Below are 1,385 nucleotides of genomic sequence, written 5' to 3'. Positions count from 1 at the left end.
AGCGGCCAGCCCCCGTTCGACCAGGCGTACCAGGCACAGGGTATTGCGCATCGCTTGATCAAGCCAGGGCGACCTCAGACCAACGGCATGGTGGAACGCTTCAACGGCCGGATCAGCGATGTGCTGGCCACTCGGCACTACGCCTCTGGCGAAGACTTGGAACAGACGCTGAAAGGGTATTGTTGGCTGTACAATCACTATATCTCGCAAAAGGCACTGGACCATCAATCACCGATAGCCGCGATGAAAGAATGGCAGGCCAAACGGGCAGAGCTATTGACCAAGCGAGTAGTCAATCACGCAGGACCCGACAGTTACGAAAGGAACGGACTTCCGTCAGGTCACCGATACCGAGCTTCGAAGGGTGGTCACCAAGCTGAATGATCGGCCTCGAAAACGGCTCGGGTATCGGCACAGGTGTTCTTGGGGGAATACTCAGGAGCCCTAAAGACTGCAGGTGCTGCACTTATTGCTTGAATTCAGGGTCGTAAACGACGCTCGCCCCCACCGGTATAACGGCGGAGGCAAGGTACATGCATCGTACTTGTCAGATGTCGATCAAATTACTCGACGTTCTCCTGCGCAGCACCCATACGACGCCGCAGGATCGGCCCCACAACAACTGGCAACACCAGCCCGATGATGGCCAGCGACCACAGTGTGATCGAAAGCCCACCACTCCACAGCACACTCCAGTCGCCGTTGGAGGTTGTTAGCGCATGACCGAGGTTCTTTTCCATTTCCGGCCCCAGCAACAAGCCCAGGATGATGGGCACCAGCGGGATCTCCAGCTTGCGCAGAATATAGCCCGCCACTCCGAAGGCCACCATGAAATAGAGGTCGAAGGTGGAATTGCTGATCGAATAAATGCCCACTAATGCGACCATAGTCACGATCGGCAGCAAGTATTTGGGAGGCACCGAGAGCAGCTTGACGAAGATGCCTACCAAGGGAATGTTCAGCACCAACAGTAGGAAGTTACCCACCAGCAAAGCGGCAATGACCCCCCAGACGATATCCGCGTTCTGGGTGAACATCAGCGGTCCAGGGGTGATGTTCATCGAAATCAACAGCGCCAGCAGCACTGCCGTCGTGCCGCTACCCGGCACACCGAGCGTCAGCATGGGCACCAACGCCCCACTGGAAGCTCCATTGTTGCCGGCCTCGGGGCCCGCCACACCACGCGGATCCCCCTTGCCAAAGAAACCTTTCTTGCCGACGACTTTCTTTTCCAGCGTATAGCCGATAAAGCTACCCAGCGAAGCCCCGGCGCCCGGCAAGACGCCAGAGACGAATCCAAGGATGCCCCCCCGAATGCTCGATGGCATGATCTCGCGAATTTCCTTGAAGGACAGCGTAAGCTTAGTGCGTTCTCTTATACACAT

2 protein-coding genes are annotated in these 1,385 nt (G+C 56.8%); one reads left to right on the top strand and one right to left on the bottom strand.

The features are described 5' to 3' along the window. The coding region (locus OP495_RS17865) for an integrase core domain-containing protein (protein ID WP_280571125.1) at positions 1-384 on the top strand (384 nt) is incomplete at its 5' end. 179 nt (positions 385-563) lie between these two features. On the opposite strand, the gene OP495_RS17860 is transcribed toward OP495_RS17865, so the two are convergent. Next, a partial coding sequence (locus OP495_RS17860; RefSeq protein WP_280571124.1) for a tripartite tricarboxylate transporter permease occupies positions 564-1,385 on the bottom strand: 822 nt, incomplete at its 5' end.

The sequence above is a fragment of the Chromohalobacter sp. 296-RDG genome (genome assembly GCF_029889885.1).
GTDB lineage: Bacteria > Pseudomonadota > Gammaproteobacteria > Pseudomonadales > Halomonadaceae > Chromohalobacter.
This window is presented reverse-complemented; position numbering and strand designations above follow the sequence as displayed.